The following is a 23,609-nucleotide window of genomic DNA, read 5'->3' on the forward strand; positions in this document are numbered from 1 at the left end:
ATGTAACTAAGAGGTTAAAAAATTATCAATATAACTTATAAATTGGTAATTTCTTATGAGCTTTTTCATAATGAGGTGTTTTTTTATAAACCCAATATAATTGTGTTTGTGCATTTTTTGCAAAATCTTCTTCTGTTTTTACTTTTTGAAGAAACTCTTGTTTTAATGAGGGATTGTTATTTAAAAACTCTTCAGCAATATCTTCAAAAACGTAAGAAGAGTATCCTTCTTTTTGTTGTAAAATAGTATCAAAGAAATTCCAGTTGAAGAAAGAATCAATAGCTTCAGCTTCCAAGGTCTCTATAATATAACGTATTCCTGTTTGGTTTGTAGGAATATAAATATCTCCATTATTAAATTTAACTTGTAGACCTCTTGTTTGGGTAACTTCAGTATTGTAGTGTAAATAATGACCTTCGTATGCCGTTTTTCGAGTTTCAAATTCTTTGATGTGCTGAACTTCTACAGTTAATAAGGTATCTTTTTCAAAACGAGTAAATTCAATTTTATTATTTTCTAATCGTTCTACAACGTCATGCCAACCTTGTTCTAATATATAGGCCTTGGGTATGGCGATTTCTTTGGTAGGAACAAAGTAGTTATAATAAGAAACTTTTTTAATGTAAGGTTTTGTTCTATCATAAAACAAACGTTTTCCATTGGTAACTTTACTGTCTATAAAAGTTCCTTCGTATCCTTTAAAATGAAGAGCTGTAGGATTGTTCTTATCAACTGTAAATAGAATAGGATATGTTTTTTTGTTTATTATTTCTTCAACAGCATTTTTTCGTAAATCTTTTATTTTGTTACTGTTTTCTTTGGAAAAATCTAAAGCAGAAAACAACAATTCATAGGTTTGTTCTACTCTAATTTTATACGGTTTCAACATATGAGTTTCAACCATTAATCCTAAGGTATTGAAGAGGGTAGTGTACCCAGTAGAATATCTAGGTGAATCGAAAAACTGTGACCAACCACTTTCTGGAGTTGTTCCCCAAACATTTACATAAGGAGTAATAATAATTCCTTTCTCAGCCAAAGAATGTTCTATTTCAGGACGCATTTTTGTTTCAATAAACTCACCTAAATTTCCTCCCAATTTATTGTGTTGTGTAAATAGATGTGTAATTGCGTACTGATAATCTGCTCCATTGCTTACATGATTATCTATAAAAACATCTGGATTTACAGTGTGAAAAATCTCAGCAAATGTAGCGGCATTTTTAGTATCTTGTTTAATAAAATCACGATTTAAGTCGTAGTTACGAGCATTTCCTCTAAAACCGTATTCTTTTGGACCATTTTGATTGGCTCTTGTGTGTGAGTTTCTGTTTAGGGAGCCACCAATATTGTATACGGGAATAACACAAATTAAAGAATTTTTGTACTTGTTTTTTAAAGAATCATTTTGAACGATGTCTCGTAATAATAGCATCGAAGCATCTATTCCGTCAGATTCCCCCGGATGAATACCGTTATTGATTAAAACTCTATTTTTTGAAGAATTTTTAAGTTCTTCAATATTGGTTTTTCCATCAGTATTAAAAACAACTAAATGTAAAGGTTTTCCAATATCTGTAGTGCCTATTTCAAACAATGAAATTTCAGGGTAAGTGTTAGCCAACTCTTCATAAAAAGAAATAACCTCTTTATAAGTAGGAGTCTCCGTTCCGTTTGATGTTTCAAACAGGGTGGTGAATTCGATGTTTTTTTTTGTAGGTTTTTGTTTACAAGCGGTAACTAATATTAGGAGTAATACAAATAGTTTTTTCAAAAGAATAGTTTTAAAAAGTTTAAATTCTAACTGCATCTGGAACCAAGCCTGTGTAGTCTCCATCGTTTCTGATAACATCTCTTACAATAGATGAAGAAATATAGCTTTTACCTGAAGAGGTTAGTAAAAACACAGTTTCAATTTCAGAAAGTTTTCTATTAGTATGTGCGATGGCTTTTTCAAACTCAAAATCGGCAGGATTACGTAAACCTCTTAAAATAAATTGAGCGTCTTGTTCTTTACAAAAGTTTACAGTAAGTCCACTATAAGTAAGTACTTTTATTTTTGGCTCATGCTTAAAAGTTTCTTCAATAAAACGTTGACGCTCCTCTAGAGAAAACATATATTTTTTATCGGCATTCACCCCAATTGCAATAATTAATTCATCAAAAAGGGTAACACCACGTTCAATAATATCTAAGTGTCCTAAAGTAATTGGATCGAAAGATCCAGGAAAAATTGCTCTTTTCATTATATCTTGTCATTTAAAGCCATTTCAATAGCGTTTCCAAATAATTCAGTTAAAGAAATACCCGCATGATTGGCTTGCTGTGGTAAAATACTTGCTTCTGTTAATCCAGGAACAGTATTCATTTCTATAAAATGTGGTTCATCGTTAACTAAAATATATTCAGAGCGAGAAAAACCACGCATATTTAAAATTTCATACACACGTTTGGCTACTTCTTTAACTCTCTTTCTTTGAGAATCAATTAAACGTGCAGGAGTGATTTCTTGAGATTGACCTTCATATTTAGCTTTATAATCGAAGAAATCATTTTCAGAAACAATTTCTGTTATTGGAAGTACTTTTGTTTCTCCTTTGTATTGAATTACTCCAACAGAAACCTCAGTTCCATCTAAAAAGCTTTCAATTAATATTTCAGTATCTTCTTCGTATGCTTTTTCTATAGCAGGAATTAATTCTTCTTTAGTATACACTTTAGATATGCCAAAACTAGAACCTGCTCCGTTTGGTTTTACAAAGCAAGGAAGTCCTACTTTTTTAATAAAAGCATCACAATCAATCTCATCACCTTTGTTTAGATATATAGAAACAGCTGTTGCTATTCCGTATTGTTTCACTACACTTAAGGTATCACGCTTATTAAAGGTTAAAGCCATTTGGTAGAATGGGGCAGAGGTGTGTTTTAAACCAATAAGATCAAAGTAAGCTAAGATAATACCGTTTTCTCCTGGTGTACCATGAATAGCGTTAAAAACACAATCAAATGTAATTTTTTGACCTTTAATTTCAATTGAAAAATCTTCTTTATTTATTGGATATTCTTCTTCGTTATCATCAACATACACCCATTTATTTTCTAAAATATGAACTTTGTACGCGTTATATTTTTCTGTATTAATATGTTTGTAAACTACATTACCACTTTTTAGAGAAATTCCTACTTCAGAGGAATAACCTCCCATAATAATAGCGATGTTTTTTTTCACTTCAAATGTATTTCAATTACTGTTTTTATCATTGTTTATCTAAAATCCAATCGTTGGATTATACAAACTTACCAAAAAAACTCGTTTAAGACTTGTTGAATTTAAAATAGTAATATTTTTACTGTAAATTTGTGCGATCTTACAAAAAAATGATATGAGTAATTTAACAGGAAAATCTGGAGGTTTATTTGAATTTATTAAAAGTAAATCTTTTTTAAAAAATATAATTATAGCAGTTGTTTCAATACTAGTTTTTGTATTTGTTCTACAATGGTGGTTAGGAGTTACAACAAACCATAATCAAAAAATACAAGTACCTGACCTACATAAAATGTCGTTAGCTGATGTTGAGCAAAAATTAAGTGAATTAAATTTAGATTTTGTGGTAATTGACAGTGCAAGTTATAATCCAGATTATCCTAAGAAGTCAATTATTGAGCAAGATCCGGAAGCAGGTGATTTTGTAAAAGAAAAGCGTAAAATATATTTAACCTTAAATCCGTCAAAGTATAGAGATATAGAGGTGCCTAATTTAAATGGACGTACCAGACGTCAGGCAACAACACACCTACGTTCAATAGGGTTTAAAGTAGGAACTAAGGTTACTTGGGTACACGATATAGGAAAAGATGTAGTTCGTGGATTAAAGTATAACGGACAAAAAATTGAACCGGGAACTAAATTACCAAAACAAACAACCATCGACTTGATTTTAGGGGATGGTAACGGATACTAATTTTTATAAATTGATTGATGCAGGAAGATAACACTCCAGAGATAGAAAATGATGATTTATTCGAGCACCATAGGTTTGTAGCAACAGATGGTCAAGTACCATTGCGAGTAGATAAGTTTTTAATGAACTTTATTGAAAATGCAACTCGAAATAAAATACAGCAAGCAGCTAAAGCAGGAAATGTTTTAGTAAATGATGTAGCAGTAAAACCAAACTACAAAGTAAAGCCTAAGGATATTGTTAGGGTGGTATTAACATATCCACCTCACGAAAACTTATTAGTAGCAGAAGATATTCCTATTGATATAGTATATGAGGATGATGAAGTAATAGTGGTGAACAAGCCAGCAGGTATGGTAGTTCATCCTGGCCATGGAAATTACTCTGGAACATTAGTGAACGGACTAATTCATCACATAGAAAACTTACCAACCAACTCTAATGAACGTCCTGGTTTAGTACATCGTATTGATAAAGATACAAGTGGATTATTGGTAGTTGCAAAAACAGAATACGCAATGGCACATTTGTCTAAGCAGTTTTTTGATCGTACTACTGAACGGTTGTATTATGCTTTAGTTTGGGGAAATATTGAAGAGGATGAAGGAACTATTGAAGGAAATATAGGACGTAGTTTTAAAAATCGCTTACAAATGGATGTCTTTCCTGATGGTGAGCATGGTAAGCATGCTGTTACTCATTATAAAGTACTTGAAAGACTTACGTATGTAACCTTGGTACAATGTAAGTTAGAAACGGGTAGAACGCATCAAATTAGAGCTCACTTTAAACACATTGGACATACACTTTTTAACGATGAACGTTATGGTGGGAATGCTATTTTAAAGGGAACTACGTTTACTAAATACAAACAATTTGTAGATAATTGCTTTAAAGTGTTGCCAAGACAAGCTTTGCATGCAAAAACTTTAGGTTTTACACATCCAACAACAGGAGAGTTTTTACAATTTAACTCTGAAGTACCAGAAGATATTACCGCTTGTTTAGAAAAATGGCGAACTTATTCAGAACATTCAAAATTGGAAGAATAAAAACTTACTTATTCAAAGGCAAAGGCTATATAAAATGAATTCATTTTATATAGCCTTTGTTTCATTTTTCTTGTAGATCCACTCAATAATAAAACATAGAGTAATAATACCAAGAGAAACAAATACACCAATAAGATTTGATTCTAATTGTTGTCTTATAAGAATAATTAGGGCAACAGCACATAAAATGCAACCGAATAAAGAAATTCCTTTATTAGAGTTTGTTTCTTTTGAAAGCTTAAAACCTACATAATTTACAATTCCGAAAATAAGGATAAAACCAACACTACCAGCGGTAGAAATACTTTCTAAATTCAAGGTGTTAACTAATATCAAAGTTACTATAGCTGTAATTAGTAATCCGATAGGTTGATTCCAAAATTTAGCTAGAAAGTGATGTGGTAATTCATCATCTTCTGCAATTTCATAGTTCACTTTACTACCTCCGTATAATGAAGCATTAATGGCAGAGAAAGTAGAAATTAATGCTGCTATAGTTATGACAGTAAAACCTACCTGTCCTAACATTGGTTTAGCGGCTTCAGCTAGTACATAATCTTGTGCTTTGGCAATTTGATTAAAAGGAAGGGAACCTACAGTAACAAGAGCTATGATAATGTACAATATAATTACAAATATTACAGAATAGTAATAAGCTTTTGCTATGTTTTTTTCAGGATTTAAAATATCGGGAGCAGCATTAGCAATTAGCTCAAAACCTTCATAAGCAACAAAAATGACCATACCTCCAGCAAATAATTTGATAGGATTCTCCCAGTTACTAATAGATAGTTGTGCCATATTAGGATTTCCTATTAGTCCATAAGCACCGAAGGCAATAAAACCAATAAGAATTATAAGTTTAATAGCTACTGCGTACGATTCAATTTTTCCTACTACAGCAATACTGTAGTAGTTAATTGCTGTAGCTATAATAATAATAGCACTAGCATATATATGGAAGTTGATTGTTTTGTTTTGAGTAATTTCCCATAGGTTAGGAGCATATGAACCAAAAGCAGAAGCATATAAAGAAAGCATTACAATATAGCTTATCCATAAAAGATTGTTAATTGCTCCACTAAAAATAGTTCTTCCAAAACCTTGATTAATAAACTTTACGGTTCCCCCTCTATCTGGATATTTTTTGGAAAGATGTACATAGCTGTATGAGGTTAGTAAAGTTAATATACCTGCAAGTAAGAAAGCAATTGGAGTTCCACCTTTGGCAAGTAAAACAGCAAGACCTAAAACGGCAAAAATACCACCACCCACCATACCTCCAATTCCTATTGAAATGGCTTCTTTTAACCCTATTTTTTTAGACATATTTAGTGACTGTTAGTTAGTGTAACAGTCACTAAAGTAGTTATTTCTTTTGAAAGTGTTTTTTTTAAGTAAAAGTGATGGTGCAATGAGTTATTTAAACCCCAATTTCATTAGATTTTGATAGAACAATAGGAGTTTGTTTTACCTGTTACTAATATTGTTTGTTCGTGTTGTGTTATATATCCTCCTTTATTTCCAACCAAAGGCCATTCATTTTGCAACTAAACAGCTATAGTTGAGCTTGTAGAGATAAAAGTTTCAATTGCTACAGTAGTATTTTTTCTAAATCGTTCTTGGTTGGTTTTTACTCTGTAGTTTAAAATATTTTCTGGTTCTTCGTGCAAACTTCTTCCAACTCCATGTCCAGCTAAGTTTTTAATTACTTTAAATCCAACTTTTTTAGCTTCAGTTTCTATTAAATATCCAATATCAACCATTTTAACACTTCCTTTTATATTATTTATAGCTTTTTTTAAGATGTTTTTAGAAGCATCTACAAGAGGTTGATGATTGTAAATGTCTTTACCCAGTACAAATGAACCTCCATTATCTGACCAAAAGCCATTTAACTCAGCAGATACATCAATGTTAATTAAGTCTCCTTCTTTTAGAATTTTTTTATCAGAAGGAATTCCATGAACCGCTTCTTCATTTACACTAATACAGGTATAACCAGGAAAACCATAAGTTACATAAGGAGCAGATTTAGCGCCAAAGCTTTTTAAAATTTCACCACCATATTCGTCTAGCTCTATGGTAGACATTCCAACTTTAGCATATTCTCTCATTAGTTTAAGTGTTAATCCAACCACTTTACTAATTTTTTTCATTCCAATAAGCTCTGATTCTTTTGTTATTGACATTTTATTTTTTTTAAATTTATGCTTCTTCCTCTTTTCAAGAAGTATAAGCAAACTTTATAAAGTAATAAAAGTACCAAAAAGTATAAGGTTTTAGTAGATTAGGTTTATGATGGTCTTTTAGATAAAGTCAATTTTTTATTAAAACTAACCGTTTTTTTATATTCTCAATATAAAGTATAGTGTATTCGTATTTTATGTTTGTTTTCAAATAGTTACTATTAAGGAAGTAGGTTTAATTGTTTTCTACAATTTGGTCTCCTCGATAAGTATGATTTTTATCCTTATACAGTAAAGAATGTTTTTTATTTACTGGTCCAAAAGTAGCCACATCAGCGTCTTTTAATAGTTTTCCATAAACAAATACATGGTTTTTATCTTTTGAATAAAAAGAGGTTTTAAATATACTGAACGTATTTGGGTCAGCTTTTTCAATTATATCTCCGTGATAGAACACGTTGTTTTTATCTTTAGAATACGGGAATTGAATTATTTCAAAAGAAGCAGGATTAGCATTCTCAATTTTTACTCCATCATAAACAACCTTATTGTCAAATAATAGAAACTTATCTTTTAAAACAGTTAAATTGTTGATGTTTTGGTAAGGTATCGATATTAGAGAGTCTACCATTTTACCATTTTGATACTCTTGGAAATCATAAATATTGTTTTTATCAGCAATATATCTATTGTTGATTTTTTTAGTTGTAGCTGGATCTATTGTAGAAGCTAGTAACTTATAACTTTTTAATGAGTATACGTTATTTTTATCTTTAACAAAGTTACTATTTATAATTGTAAATGAATTATAATCTACATTTACAGGCTGATAGTTGTAAAAATAAAATTTGTCGTCTTTAGACCAATCATTATCAATTTTTTGGAATGTGTTTGGATTAGCTTTAGCTATTTTCCACAAGTGTTTTTTTCCTTGACTTTCCTCTTGAATATCTTGGGGTAAATAGTTGACAGCTAAATATACATGGTCTTTATCAAAACAGATGTAATTGTCTTTGTGGACATAAAAGGTAGAAACATCTACTTCATTATCTATAATATGAGTTTTAAAATATAGGTGATTTTTGTCTTTTCCAAAATCTCTTCCTAAGACTTTGAAGCTCTCAACATCTGCATTTATTTTAGTGTTACCCAATTCAAACCAATTTCCCATAGGAGAATAACAGATGTTACTTTTTGATTTTGAATAGTAATAGGAATCTGAAATAGATTTATCTACAGGACCTGCAAAAGGACTACAGGCTTGAGAGATAATTGCCATTATAAATAAGAATGCCTTTAGAAGAGGAGAATGTTTAGCTCGTGTAATTTTTTTAATTATAAAATTCAAAATAAGTATAATTATGATTATTGATATATAAGGGTAGTTTGTAATTAAGTTCATTAAATAACTATATAATTAGTGTTTGTAACTTAAATAACTTTTATTTTTCGTAATAGTTGTATCCAATAAGTTTAATAAGTTTTTGTATTCTTTTTTTATCTGTAATTTTATGTAAAATAAAAACATATTCGTCTGATTGAGTATCTATAAACCCTAATTGAAGATTATTTTGTCTTAAAGGTTTATCGAAATCCTCAAAAACGTTATCAAAAGAAACAGATGCATTTTTTTTGTAATTATTAGGACTGGGTAAGTCAATAGATAAGTTAAAATTATCTTTTAATGTTGATTTTAAAAACCATTCTAAATCTTTAATATCAGCTTTCCAGTCTAATCTTATAATAAACGAAATATCATCCTCTTCTAAAAGGTCTATTAAATAGTTAAGTGTTGTAAAATATTCACTGTCATTATCATAGTTTTTAAGGTTTTTTATATGATTTAAAACGCATTCTTTTTTGTTTAAAACACATATTTCAGTCAGTTCTTTGTATGCTTCTCGCTGAATACTATTTATAGATGGACGCTCTTTTTTTATGTTTACTTTTTTGTTAGAGTTTTTTTCTCTTTTTAAATTTTCTTCTACGAGTTTAATGAGTTCTGAGAAAGTAGCTTCTATTTTAGTTATAATTCTTAAATCATATACAGGTTTATGCATATCTGGAATATGAAACCATTTTATATCTTCACCACCATTGCATTTTCTTATTTCAATTTGGTTTTCAATTCTAACAATAAAATAAAACTCTGTAGGGAAGTTATAATCTTCATAATCATAAAATATAATTGAATTTGGAATATAAACTTTACGTTTACTTGAATCATATTCAATATCGTCTGTATATAAAAGTAACGTTTTAAAAATCTCTTTTTTTGAATTAGTAAACTCTATTTTTTTTGGAAAGTTTTTTTCAATAATTGTATTTTCAAATATGTATTTGAAAGAATTGATGTTAAGAGTAGTTGATTTAAATGGTTTTCCGTATAGTTTTTTTTCATCGTAATATATTCTTGCCATATTTCTATTTATTATTTATTAGGAGTTTTATTTGGTTGATTAACAATGATTCTTAAGATATTTGTAAGTGTTTTTATTTTGTACAACGAAAAAACAAAGGTTGTTTATTTTCCAAACTAATTGTTTCTCTCTTTTATTAAGCGTTAACCAAGGTGAAATTAAATAAAAAACATACAAAAATATAGGGTTAAAAAAGTATAATTAAACTATACATTGTTACCAACTACTTTCTTCTTTAATCAGTTCTAGTTGTCCGTTTACAATTTTATAAAACATCATTTTTTCATTTCCTTTTTCTACATACGGAAGTCCATATATAATTAATTCTTTATGTGAATTTGTTTTAGTATATAGAAATTGATATTTTGGTTTCAATAGAATGTTTTTGTTTTTATCGGCAATACCGTAAGAATAATAATCCTCAGTTTTACTTCCACCGCCACCAAAACCAATTAACATGGCATCTTTTGAATGTTTATATTTTTTAATTAAATATAGGTTATCTTTAAGTTGTTCATTAACATATCTCAGTTCCTCAGAGTTCTCTATATATTCAGTTCCAATAAGGTTTATTTTATAATAAGGTTTTCCAAGAAATCGCCATAATAAAAATGAGAGTACCGCACCTATTAGTAGTACAATTATTAAATTTATTTTTAATGTTTTATTCATTTATTAGTTTTCAGAAGTAGCAAACGTGCAACGATTTTTTTAGTCTAAAACTAATAATTTTTTATATATGTTCTTTAATAGAGATGAATTTATATTTTAGTTTCGTTTTTTAAGCTGATTATTGCATGAAAAACTATTAACTCAAATCTAGTTGTAAAGATTCCTCCTCGAGCCTCGTTTGGAGTGACAACTTTTTAGTATTAATCATTAACCAAGCTTCTCACGTATTTTATCCAAACACAAATTATCAATACTACCCACATGCGTATGTTTTTTAGAAGTATCAGGAGTATACGTACCGTTGACAACTTCGTCACCAATTTTTTGGTAAGCCTCTCTAAAACTCATACCATTTTCAACCAAGGTATTCATATTATCTACTGTAAATAAGTATTTATACTTTTCATCCTGTAGGTCAATATCCTTCACAATAACTTGCTGAATAGCATAGTCAAAAATATCTAACACATCTTTTAACTCTTCAAAAGCATTGATGATATTTTCTTTTAATAACTGATAATCTCTATGATATCCACTTGGTAAATTGTTAGTGATTAACAAAGTTTCAGTATACAACGCTTGAATCTTATTACACTTACCTCTAATCAATTCAAACACATCAGGATTCTTTTTATGCGGCATAATGCTACTACCTGTAGTCAATTCATCAGGAAAAGAAATAAAATCAAAATTCTGACTCATATATAAGCAAATATCCATCGCAAAACGTGCTAATGTATTACTTACACTTCCTAATGCCATAGTTAGTGTACGTTCACTTTTTCCTCTACTCATTTGTGCTGCCACCGCATTGTATTTTAAGGTTTCAAACCCTAGTTCTTTGGTGGTGAATTCTCTATCGATTGGGAAAGAACTTCCATATCCTGCAGCAGAACCTAACGGATTTTGATCTACCGTTTTTAGCGCTGCATTAACCATGTACAAATCGTCAATTAGTAATTCAGCATACGCAGAAAACCATAATCCGAAAGAAGAAGGCATTGCCACTTGTAAGTGGGTGTAGCCTGGTAATAACTTGGTTTTATGTTCTTCTGCTAACTGTAATAATGTATTGAATAACGTTTTCGTTTTATCAGAAATCAACTGTAAATTGTCTTTATAATACAATTGTAACGCTACTAAAACCTGATCGTTTCTTGAACGTGCGGTATGATTTTTCTTACCAACTTCACCGCACATGTTGGTTAATTCAAACTCAATTTTAGAATGTACATCTTCAAATTGAGCATCTATTATAAAAGTACCTTCTGCCACTTGTTGTTGTAGCGTAGTAATTCCAGCAGTTACTTGTGCTAATTCTTCCGAAGTAATAATACCGATGGAAGCCAGCATTTTTGCATGTGCTAATGATGCTTGCAAGTCGTACGGTGCAATGTGTATGTCTATTTCTCTATCGTTTCCAACAGTGAAATGTTCTATTTTTTTATCTATGGATAATCCTTTGTCCCAAAGTTTCATAATCTTAGTGTTTTTTATGTGTCACCTCGAACGTATGTGAGAGGTCTCAAGGTTATGAGTTACTCTTTTTAATGAGATTTAGCTATGCTGAACCTTACGGTTTCTCTCTATCGTTCGGAATGACGGTTATTTTAGAACCAAGAGAATAGACCGCTTCGCTGTTAGAGCAAAGACTTGTTTATAGGTCTTTGTTCTTGACTCTTTTTTCTATGTTCCTTTTTATTGTTTGTTGTCATTTCGACCAGAGGGAGAAATCTCAAGAATGTTTGTTACTCATTTTTTTGAGATTCCTCCTCGTACCTCGTTCGGAATGACGGTTATTTTAGAAAAAGATGTCTTGTATCTCTTTTCTATGTTTTAAATTCTTACTTATAATACTTTATTCAATAATTCTATATACAACTCAATTCCTTCCTCAATCTCTTGAAGATAAATAAACTCATTAGCGGTGTGTGAACGTGTGCTGTCTCCAGGTCCTAATTTTAATGACGGACAACTCAATACAGCTTGGTCAGATAGGGTAGGAGAACCATAGGTTGTTCTTCCTAAAGCCAACCCTGCTTGTACCAAAGGGTGTTCTTTTGGTATTGATGATGAATTCAAATTCAAACTTCTTGGTTGTATGTTACAAGGTGCATGTTCTTGTAAAAAATCACTGATTTCCTGATTGGTATATTGATCGTTTACACGAACATCTACTACCAATTTTACTTCGGAAGGGACAGCATTGTGTTGTTTCCCTGCATTGATTTGTGTTACCGTGAGTTTTACGTCTCCCAAGGTTTCCGAGGTTTTTTCAAATTCAACATCTTTAAACCACTGTAATATTTCAATAGCGTTATAAATAGCATTATCATGGTTCGGATGTGCTGCATGACTAGGGGTTCCGCTTACCTCAGCGTCAAAAACGACTAGACCTTTTTCAGCAATAGCTAAATTCATTAAAGTAGGCTCTCCTACGATGGCTACATCAATCTTTGGTAAGGTTTTTAGTAATCCGTTTAAACCGTTAGGACCACTGCTTTCTTCCTCGGCAGTTCCTGCAAAAACAAGGTTATAAGTCAAGTTTTCTTTCTGGTAGAAATGGGTGTAGGTTGCCAACAACGAAACTAAACATCCGCCAGCATCGTTACTTCCTAATCCGTAGAGTTTACCATCTTCTACAATCGCTTTAAAAGGCTCTTTGGTATAGCCGTTATTAGGTTTTACGGTATCGTGGTGCGAGTTGAGTAATAACGTAGGTTTGTTAGCATCAAAATGTTTATTTACTGACCACACGTTATTCTGAGTTCTAGTGTATGGAATATCATACTCTTTAAACCAGTTTTCTAGCAGTAGGGCAGTAGCATCTTCTTCCGAAGAAAAAGATGGTGTTTCTATTAGGTTTTTTAACAGATTGATGGCTTTTGTGGTAAGTCTTTGTATCATGATAGTTGTAATGAGGTGTGTTTGTTTTTTGAGTTAAATACCATAGCTGTATTACCTATGTGTACTTTTTGAACATTGTTTTTTAGGGCATGAAAGCAATTGTCTAACTTAGGAAGCATTCCTTCAAATATGACTCCGTCAGCTTTTAATTGCGTGTAGGATTCTGAAGTGATTTGTTCGATAATAGAGTTGTCATCGGTTACATCACTTAGCACTCCTGATTTTTCAAAACAGTAATATAGTTCTGTACTAAAATGAGCAGAGAGACCTATAGCAATTTCTGAGGCTATGGTGTCTGCATTTGTGTTCAATAACTGTCCGTTAGCATCGTGCGTAATGGCACAAAACACAGGCGTTACTTCGTTATTAATTAATACGGTTAGTACTTGCGGGTTCACGGTAACAACGTCGCCTGCAAATCCGTAATCTATAGGTTCAGCAGGACGTTTGGTTGATACAATGGTATTTCCGTCAGCCCCTGTAAATCCCACAGCATTTGCATTGTTTGCTTGTAACTGCGCAACAATTTGCTTGTTGATTTTACCTGCATATACCATAGTAATTAAATCTAAAGTTTGTGTATCAGTTACACGTCTGCCATCAATCATCGTCACAGGAATATTCAACTGTTTAGCCAATTCAGAAGCTAGTTTTCCACCACCATGTACCAATATTTTCGGACCTTTTAACTGAGCGAAATCAGCTAAGAAACTATGTAAGGCTTTCTCATCATTAATGATGTTTCCACCTATTTTTACAATCTTTATAGTTTTCATTTTTAGTTTTAAGTTTAATTTATTGTTCATTTTTTCTTGATAAAAAACGAACCAAAAAATCAAGTCTGTAAAGAGGAAATTGCTACGCACCACTCATTTTCAAAGCTTCATGCTTAAAGCTACGCTTAGCACTTCCGCTTTTTCATTCATTATTTTTTTTACAGACAGTTTTCATATTTTAATTCTCTTTTAATTAAATGTCACGTCGAGTGATTTTTAGTACTGAAAGGGAGAAAAATTGTATCGAGACGTTTTCAAGTAGTTCTCGATACATCTCCCTGCGGTCGACACTCGAACTGACAAGTCAAAATTTAAATTCAACTTAAATGATTTAAAATCTCTTTTAATACTATCTGTGCTGCAAAGGTTCTGTTGTTGGCTTGTTCAATCACAAGAGAATTTTCACCATCTAAAACAGCATCTTCCGCTACCACATTTCTTCTGATAGGTAAGCAGTGCATAAATTTAGCAGCGCCTATTTTTTCCTGAGTAATCATCCAGTTGGGGTCTTCATTTAGTATTTTACCATACTCATTAAAAGAACTCCAGTTTTTAGCATAGATAAAGTCGGCATTTTCAAAAGCTTTCTGTTGATCGTATTCTATAGGAAACTGTTGTGTGATTTCAGGATCTAGCTCATAACCTTCGGGATGCGTTATAACAAATTCTACCTCCATGTTGTGCATGAGGTGTACAAAAGCATTGGCAACCGAATGTGGTAATGCTTTTGGGTGCGGTGCCCAAGACAACACTACTTTAGGTTTATCAACTTTTTTGGTTTCCGTAATAGTAATCGCATCTGCCAAGGCTTGTAACGGATGGTCAGTAGCACTTTCCATATTGACAATAGGCACCGTAGCGTATTTTGTAAAACTGTTGAGTACAATTTCAGAGGTGTCTTTTTCTTTGTCTTTCAACGTAGGAAAAGCTCTTACCGCAATGATATCAGCATACTGAGAAATTACCATGGCAGCCTCTTTAATATGTTCTGAAGTACTTAAATTCATTACAGTACCGTCTTCAAACTCCATATTCCAAGCGTTGGTAATGTTTAATACGCTTACCTCCATCCCTAAGTTTTTAGCCGCTTTTTCGGTACTTAATCTTGTACGCAAACTAGCATTAAAGAACAGCATGACTAAGGTTTTATGTTGCCCTAAATCAGCAAACTGATAGGGGTTTTCTTTTAATTGAATTGCCTTTTGAATAGTTTCTGAAAGGTTTTCAATGTCGTTTAAGCTGGTGTATTTTTTCATGACAGTTCCTTTTTTAAAGCATCAAAAAACACATCGATATGTTGCTTCTGAATGGTTAATGGCGGAAGAATTCTTAATAAGTTAGGATTCTTAGCGCTCCCTGTGAAAATGTGATGATTGAATATTAGATTCTTTCTTAATTCAGCAATAGGAAAATCGAATTCTAACCCTAACATGAGACCTCTTCCTTTTACAGTTGTTATCTGCGGAATAGAAGCTGCTTGTTCCATAAAATACTCAGCAATTTGCTGTGCATTTTCCATCAAATGCTCTTTTTTGATGGTTTCAATTACTGCTAAGGAAGCTGCACAAGCTAAGTGATTACCACCAAAGGTAGTTCCTAACAAACCATAAGAAGCTTTGATGCTTGGATGAATTAAGATTCCCCCAACAGGGAATCCGTTTCCCATTCCTTTTGCCATGGAAATAATATGCGGAGTAATGCCGTGTTTTTGAAAAGCAAAGAAATCACCCGTTCTACCAAAACCACACTGAATTTCATCAGCAATTAATAGCGTGTTGTATTGCTTGCATAGTTTTTCTAACCCTTGGTAAAAAGTAGTTGATGCTTCGTCTAATCCACCAATACCTTGAATGGTTTCAATAATAATGGCACAAACATCATTGTTCTTTAAAGCCTTTTCAACACCTTCCAAGTCTTCAAACTCTAAAAAAATAACCTCTTGCTGCGCATTGATAGGCGCTACAATCTTAGGATTGTCAGTTGCTGCTACTGCAGCTGAAGTACGTCCGTGAAATGAATTCTTAAAAGCAATTATTTTCTGCTTACCAGTGTGAAAAGAAGCTAGTTTTAAAGCATTTTCATTGGCTTCAGCTCCAGAATTACATAAGAATAGTTGATAGTCTTTACAACCCGATATGTCTTCTAGTTGTGAGGCTAACTCCACTTGTAACGGATTCTGAATAGCGTTGCTATAAAAACCTAGTTTAGCTACCTGCTGGCTAATGTTTTTTACATAGGTAGGGTGTGAGTGCCCAATAGAAATTACGGCATGTCCGCCATATAAATCTAAATACTCTGTGCCTTTATCATCGTACACATATACATCGTTGGCGGTTACTGGGGTAATATCAAATAGAGGATATACGTTAAATAAACTCATTAGTTTTCTTTTTTTATGGTATTAATTTTGTTAAAAGAGGCTACCATTCCCTGTATTAAGGCGGCACTTAAACCTTTGTGTTCCATTTCATTCAAACCTTCAATGGTACAGCCTTTTGGAGTGGTAACTTTATCGATTTCTTCTTCAGGATGATTTCCTGTAGCTATGAGTAGGTTGGCAGCACCTTCGCTGGTATACATCGCAAGTTCTTGTGCTTCTTTTGCATCGAAACCTAACTGAATAGCGGCTTGTGTAGTTGCCCGTATTAAGCGCATCCAAAAAGCAATTCCACTAGCACATATTACGGTGGCTGCTTGCATTTGATCTTCATGAATAATCATAGAAGTTCCTAGTTGATTGAAAATAGTTGTAGCTATTTTTAAATCTTCCTTCTTTTGAGTATTACCACTAAGACAAGTCATCGATTTTCCAACGGCAATAGCAGTATTAGGCATGGCTCTGATAATAGTAGTATCTGAACCAATAAGCGCTTCCATTTTTTCAATAGAAAAACCAGCAACTGTAGAAATTACTATATGGTTGTCTGATAATAGGGGAGCAGTTTCTTTTAAAAGAGCTTCTAAATGTGTTGGTTGTACTACAAAAATTAGTACATCAGATGCTGTGATTGCTTCCTTGTTATTAGAACTAATGAAAACGTTGGGAACTTCTTTAAATTCATTAAGTTTTTCAATGTTTCTCTTGGTTAAGAGAAGTTGAGAAAACGAATTGTTTTGTATCAATCCTTTAGCGATTGATTTTCCTAAGTTACCTGTACCTATAATTGCTATTTTCATGTCTTTTATTTTAAAAATATGTTGCTTTTAGTTGTAATCCTGTATTCTCTTGAAAACGAAACATTAGGTTCATATTCTGGACTGCTTGCCCAGAAGCTCCTTTTAATAAATTATCAATAATGCTTGTTATGAGGAGCTTATCTCCGTGTTTATGCAAATGAATTAAACACTTGTTGGTGTTTACTACCTGTTTTAAGTGTAATTCATTATCAGCTACGTGTGTAAAAAGAGCCTCTTTATAGTAGCCTGAATACAGTTGTTGTGCTTCTTCTAAACTTCCTTCAAAATCTGTGTATAATGTTGCATAAATACCTCTGGAAAAATCTCCTCTGTTAGGGAGAAATAATACTTCTGAATCAAAACTAGATTGAAGCGTATGCAAGGTCTGACTGATTTCTCCTAAATGCTGATGGGTAAAAGGTTTGTAATAGGAAAAATTATTATCTCTCCATGTAAAATGCGTGGTTGCTGATAATGAAGTACCTGCTCCAGTAGCACCAGTAACCGCATTGACATGTACATCATTTTGTAATAAACCTGCATCTGCCAGTGGAAGCAACCCTAATTGAATAGCTGTAGCAAAACACCCTGGATTTGCAATATAAGAAGCGTTTTGTATAGCTTCCTTTTGAAACTCAGGTAAACCATATACAAATTGCTTTCCTTGAAAAGTACTATCAGCTTCTAGTCTAAAATCATTTCCTAAATCAATAATCTTAGTATGATTTGAAAAGGTATGTGTTTCTAAAAACTTTTTAGAGTTTCCGTGTCCTAAACATAAAAACAGTACGTCTACAGAAGCATTGATTTTATTGGTGAATACTAAATCGGTACTCCCCACCAAATCCTGATGGACATTCGCTATTTTATTACCGGCATTAGAAGTGCTATACACAAAATTAATAGTCGCTTTTGGATGTTGTAATAAAAGTCTAATTAACTCTCCTGCTGTATAACCAGCACCTCCGATGATTCCTACTTGTATCATATTGTTTGTTGTTTTAAATAGTAGAATGAGTTTTCATTCATGAGATCATCACGTCGTTATCACTCCTCATGATGACGTTTTTGTCATTGCGAGCCTTTCGACTGTCGCTCAAGACAAGCTCAAGAGTGGCAATCTGTTTATTGTTAATCACTCACTGTTTACTGTCTACTGATTAACTTGTTGGTATATTTTATTCTGATTTCCTAAGATTTTGATAAAACCTTTCGCATCTTCAGCAGTCCATCCTTTGTTTAGTTCACCGTAACTACCAAATTTGGCATTCATTAAATCATGTGGAGAATCAATTCCATCAAGTGTAAAATGATAGAGTTTCAGCGTTACAAAAACATCGCCAGTTACCTTTGCTTGGCTATTTGTAAAGAAGGCTTCCATATCTCTCATTACAGGATCTAAATACTGACCTTCATGCAAATGCATGCCATAAAAGCTAGCTAAATACTCTTTGTGTTGTAATTGCCACTTGGTTAAGGTGTGTTTCTCAAGTAAGTGATGTGCTTTAATAGTGATTAATGCCGCAGCAGCTTCAAAACCAACTCTTCCTTTAATTCCTACAATAGTATCGCCCACGTGAATATCTCTACCAATTCCGAATTTAGACGCCATGGTATTTAATTGCTCAATGTTTTGTACAGGAGTTTTTTCGTCATCATTGATAGCCATTAATTCACCTTTTACAAAAGAGAGTTTTACTTGTTCAGGTACTGTCTTTGTTACTTGAGAAGGGTAGGCGTGTTCTGGTAACGGATGTTCTGAGGTTAAGGTTTCTTCACCTCCTACACTGGTTCCCCATAAACCTTTGTTGACAGAATATTTAGCTTTTTCCCAAGACAAATCAATACCGTTACTTTTTAAGTACTCAATTTCTTCTTGTCTTGAAAGTTGTAAATCTCTTATAGGAGTTATGATTTCAATTTCAGGAGCAATGGTTTGAAAAATCATATCAAACCTTACTTGATCATTCCCAGCACCTGTACTACCATGAGCAATATAACTAGCACCAATACTCTTAGCATAGTTTACTATTTCTATAGCTTGTATAATTCTTTCAGCACTTACCGAAAGTGGATACGTATTGTTTTTTAACACGTTACCAAAAATTAAGTACTTAATTACTTTATCGTAATAATCAGTTACGGCATTGATATTTTTATAGGTAGTCAGACCCATTGTGTAAGCGTTGTGTTCAATCTTTTTAATTTCTTCGGAAGAAAATCCGCCAGTATTAACGCTAACAGCATGAACTTCATATCCTTGTTTTGATAAGCTTACCGCACAGTACGAAGTATCTAATCCGCCACTATAAGCAATTACTAATTTTTTCATTTTTTGTCTTTTTTTAGGAAGATGGTTTCCTTAATTCTTTTGAGTCTTTGAAAGACTTTGGCTTTTACTTTTATGTTTTGAGGTTTTTTGTTAGGATCGAATAACATACCGGTACACAAACACATTTTTTGCTGTGTACGTTGCAAGACATCGTAATTTTTACAAGTCTGACAACCATTCCAAAAAGACTGATCTTCTGTAAGTTCAGAAAAAGTAACAGGTTGATAGCCTAATTCGCTGTTGAGTTTCATAACCGCCAAACCAGTAGTAATACTAAATATCTTAGCATTAGGAAATTTAGCTTTAGAATGCTCAAAAACTACTTTCTTAATTTGTTTGGCTAAACCAATACCTCTATAGTTTGGGTGAACAATCAACCCAGAATTGGCTACAAATTTGCCATGACTCCAGGCTTCGATATAACAAAAACCAGCAAATTGATCGCCATCTAAGGCAATAACAGCGTTACCATTTTCTAGTTTTGTAATGATGTATTCTGGTTTTCTTTTGGCAATTCCTGTGCCTCTAACCAGAGCAGCTTCGTCAATAGTTTGACAAATAATTTCAGCATACTTACTATGCGATTGATCAGCAATAACAACTCTCATTGAAATTGATTTTAGATAAACATTTTGTTAAAAATCGGTGGTTTAAAAAGAAGAACCGGACACACCTAGGTTCCCAAAATGAAGTAGTACCCTTACGGGCGACGTCGGATAAAAATAGGTCGTACAACAGTAATGTTATTGAAAACAATAACAAGAGTTAATAACGATATAAAAATGTAGATTATAGAAATCAAAAGAATGAAAATAAAATTATACAATACTCAGTTTAGGACAAAAGGAAGACTAGCGTCGGTTGAAAGACCGCACTAAAAAACTGGGTATATAGTTGTATATTTTATTTGTTTGCATAACGGCACAAATCTATAAAATAAATTTTGATAAATGCTAAATAAAAAATAAAAACTTTTATAATGTTAAGTAAAACAGTGGGTTAGGAGGTGTGTTTTTAAGGGGAGAAATAAAAAAATCAAAAAAATATTAGGATAACTAAAAAATAATTTCAAATATTTGTGATATCAGATGAAAAAACAAATATTAAATATCATTTCTATTATTATTGTCATTGTGATTATTTCACAAGGATAGGGAAGCGGTATTTAATATTTAACATATAAATTAATCAAGAAGGCTTCCTAAATTTAGGAAGCCTTTTTTAGTTGCAAAAAACATGAATCAAATTTTTAACATCGTGGTAATTATTATTGTCATTATTAGCTCTCCACCGAGTTGATACAGATAGTTATTGCCTATAAGGAAGCCTGTATCTAACTCTAGATACAGGCTTTTTTTATTCCGTGAATATCATAATGATTTGGTTTTAAGTGCTTGGTTTTGAGTTTTTTGCTTGTTTTTTGGAGTCAGTGAAAATCATCAAAGCCTTACAAAACAAGAAAGTAAATTAAAAAGCGAAAAATAATTTTGAACAGCAAAACAACTGAAAAAATGTATTACAACGAAGAAACAGTAATCTATTACAACGGAGAGTTTATCAAAGCCGTAGACGCAAGCGCTAACTTGTATAGTCAAAGTTTACACTATGGAAATGGGGTTTTCGAAGGTATAAGAGCATACAATACCAACGAAGGAACTAAAATTTTTAAGTCATATGAGCATTACAAAAGGCTTAAGTATGGAGCAGAAGTCATGAATATTCAATTGGAGTATTCTGAAGAACAACTAACGCAAATTACTTATGAATTATTGGAACGTAATGGTTTAAAAGACGCATACATCCGTCCGTTAGTCACTACAGGATCAGATATGAGTTTGTTAACTTCTAAAGAGACGAATTTAGTAATACAATGTTGGGAGTGGGGCAAGTACATGGGAGATAAATTACTTAGAGTAAAAACATCATCGTTTCAGCGTCCGAATCCGAAGTCATGTTTTGTAGAAGCAAAAGTAACAGGGCACTATACAAACTCAATATTATCAACTAACGAAGCAAAGAATAATGGGTATGATGAAGCATTGTTATTAGATATGAACGGCAATGTAGCTGAATGTTCTGGAGCAAATGTTTTTATGCAGAAAGAAGGGAAGTTATACACGCCACCTAGAGGTCATATCATGGCAGGAATTACTCGTGCTACGGTTATCGATTTATGTAAAGAAGAAGGAATCTCTGTTGAAGAAAAGCATTTCACTTTAGAAGAATTAAAAAATGCTGATGCTTGTTTTTTTACAGGAACTGCAGCCGAGATAGTTGGCTTACAATCGCTAGACGACTATCAATTTCCACTAGCGTGGGAAAAATCACACGGGCACAAACTAATGAAATTATATAAAGACGAAGTATTAGGCTTACGTCAAAAACGCAAAGCAAGCTAACATGGAACTAAACAAATTTAGTAAACAAGTAACTCAAGACGATACGCAACCAGCAGCACAAGCTATGTTGCATGCTATAGGTTTGTCGAAATCAGATTTAGAAAAACCGTTGGTAGGAATTGCAAGTACAGGATATGAAGGGAATCCGTGTAATATGCACCTAAACGATTTAGCAAAATTGGTAAAAGAAGGAACTGAAAATGCTAATTTAGTAGGATTAATATTTAATACCATAGGCGTTTCCGACGGAATTTCTATGGGAACTCCAGGGATGCGCTATTCTCTACCATCTCGTGATGTAATTGCTGACTCTATGGAAACGGTAGTGCAAGCGATGTCGTATGACGGATTGGTAACCGTAGTGGGTTGTGATAAGAACATGCCAGGAGCCTTAATGGCAATGTTGCGTTTAAATCGTCCATCAGTTTTAGTATATGGAGGAACCATTGCCTCAGGATGTCATGAAGGAAAAAAGTTAGATGTGGTATCAGCTTTTGAAGCTTGGGGAGAGAAAGTTGCAGGAACTATTACTCAAAAAGAATATCAAAGTGTTATTGAGAAAGCATGTCCAGGAGCTGGAGCTTGTGGAGGAATGTATACTGCAAACACGATGGCGTCAGCAATTGAAGCCTTGGGTATGAGTTTACCTTACAACTCGTCTAACCCTGCGATAAGTAACGATAAAGAACAAGAATGTGTAAAGGCTGGTGAAGCGTTACGCGTATTACTAGAAAAAGATATCAAACCATCAGACATCGTTACTAAAAAATCGCTGGAAAACGCAGTACGATTGGTAACGGTTATGGGAGGTTCTACCAATGCAGTATTACACTTTTTAGCTATAGCAAAAGCGGCAGATGTACAATTTACTTTGGAAGATTTCCAACGTATTTCAGATGAAACTCCATTCTTAGCCGATTTAAAACCTAGTGGAAAATACTTGATGGAGGATGTGCATAAGGTAGGTGGTACACCGGCAGTTTTAAAGTATTTACTAGAAAAAGGGTTGTTACATGGAGATTGTTTAACCGTAACAGGAAAAACAGTAGCAGAAAACTTAGCAACAGTTCCAAGTTTAACGGATGGGCAGGAAGTAATTAAGCCAACAGAACAACCTATCAAAGCTACGGGACATTTACGAATGCTCTACGGAAATTTAGCTAAGGAAGGTTCTGTTGCAAAAATAACAGGAAAGGAAGGATTGTATTTCTCTGGAAAAGCAAAAGTTTTTGAAGGCGAATACGCAGCAAATGATGGGATACGAGATGGAAAAGTTGAAAAAGGAGATGTAGTCGTAATTCGTTATGAAGGACCTAAAGGAGGACCTGGGATGCCAGAAATGCTAAAGCCAACAGCCGCTATTATGGGAGTAGGGTTAGGTAAAGATGTTGCTCTAATTACAGATGGTCGTTTCTCTGGAGGAACTCACGGGTTTGTAGTAGGGCATATCACGCCAGAAGCACAAGAAGGTGGTGTAATCGCTTTGGTAAAAGATGGAGATACCATAACCATTAATGCAGAAACGAATACGATTAATCTAGAAGTTTCAGAAGAAGAGTTAACTAAAAGAAAACAAGAATGGATAGCTCCACCTTTAAAAGTGAAAAGGGGAGTGCTATATAAATATGCAAGAACAGTAGCATCAGCATCTGACGGATGTGTAACCGACGAATTTTAATCGCAGGGCGATAGCCAGAAGATAAATTTCTTGAGGCTTGCC

At 32.9% G+C, this 23,609-nt stretch carries 21 protein-coding genes; 4 read left to right on the forward strand and 17 right to left on the reverse strand.

Annotated features, from left to right (window positions below; translation table 11 throughout):
* Positions 1 to 25 precede the first annotated feature (25 nt).
* The 3 genes from D6200_RS02295 to D6200_RS02305 are packed head-to-tail and all read right to left on the reverse strand — an operon-like array spanning position 26 to position 3,229.
* Positions 26 to 1,810: a M14 family metallopeptidase gene (locus D6200_RS02295; protein WP_083574820.1), complete on the reverse strand. Its 1,785-nt coding sequence runs from the start codon at positions 1,808 to 1,810 to the stop codon at positions 26 to 28.
* Positions 1,794 to 2,246: a pantetheine-phosphate adenylyltransferase gene (gene coaD, locus D6200_RS02300; protein WP_047788995.1), complete on the reverse strand. Its 453-nt coding sequence runs from the start codon at positions 2,244 to 2,246 to the stop codon at positions 1,794 to 1,796. Before coaD ends, D6200_RS02295 begins: the two co-directional genes overlap by 17 nt.
* Positions 2,246 to 3,229 (reverse strand): D-alanine--D-alanine ligase, encoded by a 984-nt coding sequence (locus tag D6200_RS02305; RefSeq protein WP_073183623.1) that lies wholly within the window; start codon positions 3,227 to 3,229, stop codon positions 2,246 to 2,248. Before D6200_RS02305 ends, coaD begins: the two co-directional genes overlap by 1 nt.
* A gap of 154 nt (positions 3,230 to 3,383) precedes the next feature.
* Between D6200_RS02305 and D6200_RS02310 the strand changes: the two genes are divergently transcribed.
* Both D6200_RS02310 and D6200_RS02315 read left to right on the forward strand, forming a co-directional pair.
* Positions 3,384 to 3,965, forward strand: a complete 582-nt coding sequence (locus D6200_RS02310) for a PASTA domain-containing protein (RefSeq protein ID WP_073183621.1) — start codon at positions 3,384 to 3,386, stop codon at positions 3,963 to 3,965.
* Positions 3,966 to 3,982: 17 nt separating this feature from the next.
* Positions 3,983 to 5,017, forward strand: coding sequence for an RluA family pseudouridine synthase (locus D6200_RS02315; protein WP_073183618.1), 1,035 nt, complete (start codon positions 3,983 to 3,985; stop codon positions 5,015 to 5,017).
* Between the two features lie 45 nt (positions 5,018 to 5,062).
* Here the strand turns inward: D6200_RS02315 and D6200_RS02320 are convergent, their stop codons facing one another.
* From D6200_RS02320 to D6200_RS02390, 14 genes are all read right to left on the reverse strand, one after another.
* A complete protein-coding gene (locus D6200_RS02320) occupies positions 5,063 to 6,346 on the reverse strand; it encodes an APC family permease (RefSeq protein ID WP_073183616.1) in 1,284 nt (427 codons plus the stop codon).
* 221 nt (positions 6,347 to 6,567) lie between these two features.
* Positions 6,568 to 7,209, reverse strand: a complete 642-nt coding sequence (gene map, locus D6200_RS02325; protein ID WP_394364655.1) for a type I methionyl aminopeptidase — start codon at positions 7,207 to 7,209, stop codon at positions 6,568 to 6,570.
* Positions 7,210 to 7,441: 232 nt separating this feature from the next.
* On the reverse strand, positions 7,442 to 8,485 hold the full coding sequence (locus D6200_RS02330) for a DKNYY domain-containing protein (RefSeq protein ID WP_073183614.1): 1,044 nt from the start codon (positions 8,483 to 8,485) through the stop codon (positions 7,442 to 7,444).
* A 163-nt stretch (positions 8,486 to 8,648) separates the two neighbouring features.
* Positions 8,649 to 9,626: a DUF6630 family protein gene (locus D6200_RS15250; RefSeq protein ID WP_073183611.1), complete on the reverse strand. Its 978-nt coding sequence runs from the start codon at positions 9,624 to 9,626 to the stop codon at positions 8,649 to 8,651.
* Positions 9,627 to 9,842: 216 nt separating this feature from the next.
* Entirely contained in the window at positions 9,843 to 10,298 is a 456-nt protein-coding gene (locus D6200_RS02345) for a hypothetical protein (protein WP_073183609.1), read from the reverse strand.
* A gap of 207 nt (positions 10,299 to 10,505) precedes the next feature.
* Positions 10,506 to 11,777 (reverse strand): argininosuccinate lyase, encoded by a 1,272-nt coding sequence (gene argH, locus D6200_RS02350; RefSeq protein WP_073183607.1) that lies wholly within the window; start codon positions 11,775 to 11,777, stop codon positions 10,506 to 10,508.
* Between the two features lie 369 nt (positions 11,778 to 12,146).
* Positions 12,147 to 13,205, reverse strand: coding sequence for a M20 family metallo-hydrolase (locus D6200_RS02355; RefSeq protein ID WP_073183605.1), 1,059 nt, complete (start codon positions 13,203 to 13,205; stop codon positions 12,147 to 12,149).
* Entirely contained in the window at positions 13,202 to 13,981 is a 780-nt protein-coding gene (gene argB, locus D6200_RS02360) for an acetylglutamate kinase (protein ID WP_083574826.1), read from the reverse strand. Before argB ends, D6200_RS02355 begins: the two co-directional genes overlap by 4 nt.
* A 317-nt stretch (positions 13,982 to 14,298) precedes the next feature.
* The gene (locus tag D6200_RS02365; RefSeq protein ID WP_073183600.1) at positions 14,299 to 15,237 is read right to left on the reverse strand and encodes a Rossmann-fold NAD(P)-binding domain-containing protein; all 939 of its coding nucleotides are present in this window, start codon (positions 15,235 to 15,237) and stop codon (positions 14,299 to 14,301) included.
* The gene (locus D6200_RS02370; RefSeq protein ID WP_073183597.1) at positions 15,234 to 16,361 is read right to left on the reverse strand and encodes an aspartate aminotransferase family protein; all 1,128 of its coding nucleotides are present in this window, start codon (positions 16,359 to 16,361) and stop codon (positions 15,234 to 15,236) included. Before D6200_RS02370 ends, D6200_RS02365 begins: the two co-directional genes overlap by 4 nt.
* Positions 16,361 to 17,158, reverse strand: coding sequence for a pyrroline-5-carboxylate reductase (gene proC / locus D6200_RS02375; RefSeq protein WP_073183595.1), 798 nt, complete (start codon positions 17,156 to 17,158; stop codon positions 16,361 to 16,363). The genes D6200_RS02370 and proC overlap by 1 nt, the downstream gene beginning before the upstream one ends.
* A gap of 10 nt (positions 17,159 to 17,168) precedes the next feature.
* Positions 17,169 to 18,146: an N-acetyl-gamma-glutamyl-phosphate reductase gene (gene argC, locus D6200_RS02380; protein ID WP_073183593.1), complete on the reverse strand. Its 978-nt coding sequence runs from the start codon at positions 18,144 to 18,146 to the stop codon at positions 17,169 to 17,171.
* Positions 18,147 to 18,311: 165 nt separating this feature from the next.
* Positions 18,312 to 19,490 (reverse strand): argininosuccinate synthase, encoded by a 1,179-nt coding sequence (locus tag D6200_RS02385; protein WP_073183590.1) that lies wholly within the window; start codon positions 19,488 to 19,490, stop codon positions 18,312 to 18,314.
* A complete protein-coding gene (locus D6200_RS02390; protein WP_073183588.1) occupies positions 19,487 to 20,098 on the reverse strand; it encodes a GNAT family N-acetyltransferase in 612 nt (203 codons plus the stop codon). Before D6200_RS02390 ends, D6200_RS02385 begins: the two co-directional genes overlap by 4 nt.
* 903 nt (positions 20,099 to 21,001) lie before the next feature.
* Here D6200_RS02390 and D6200_RS02395 point away from each other — a divergent pair.
* Together D6200_RS02395 and ilvD are read left to right on the forward strand one after the other, a co-directional pair.
* Positions 21,002 to 21,889, forward strand: a complete 888-nt coding sequence (locus D6200_RS02395) for a branched-chain amino acid transaminase (RefSeq protein WP_073183585.1) — start codon at positions 21,002 to 21,004, stop codon at positions 21,887 to 21,889.
* 1 nt (position 21,890) lies between these two features.
* Entirely contained in the window at positions 21,891 to 23,567 is a 1,677-nt protein-coding gene (ilvD, locus tag D6200_RS02400; RefSeq protein WP_073183583.1) for a dihydroxy-acid dehydratase, read from the forward strand.
* The last annotated feature ends 42 nt before the right edge of the window (positions 23,568 to 23,609 follow it).

The sequence above is a fragment of the Tenacibaculum mesophilum genome (genome assembly GCF_003867075.1).
GTDB lineage: Bacteria > Bacteroidota > Bacteroidia > Flavobacteriales > Flavobacteriaceae > Polaribacter > Polaribacter mesophilus.